A 270-nucleotide genomic window follows, 5' to 3' on the forward strand; every position below is an offset into this window, starting at 1 on the left:
GGCTTGCAGTGCAAACCATTTGTCCATTACTAATACGTCGTGTCGCCATTGGCTATCAAAATGTGCAAGCAAGGTGTCACTTAATGTATGCGACGCTTTTATAGCACCACTGAGCGCACCGAGCACATTGGTCATATTAGTTGAGCTTGCAGCTTCTTTTATAAATTCAGCCGCTGGTAAACTGTCTGTTTTTGCTAGGTAATACAAACATTGTTGTTTTAATGAACGTATTGCCACAGCAGCCGCATTAACACTGCCATCGTCTTCAAG

The 270-nt window shown here is 43.0% G+C and carries 1 protein-coding gene; it reads right to left on the reverse strand.

Translation table 11 applies throughout. The features are described from left to right. On the reverse strand, positions 1–270 hold a 270-nt coding region (locus AAEY62_RS22550; protein ID WP_350636647.1), incomplete at both ends, for an aminopeptidase N C-terminal domain-containing protein.

The organism is Pseudoalteromonas sp. GW168-MNA-CIBAN-0100 (assembly GCF_040309225.1).
Taxonomy (GTDB): Bacteria; Pseudomonadota; Gammaproteobacteria; order Enterobacterales; family Alteromonadaceae; genus Pseudoalteromonas; species Pseudoalteromonas arctica.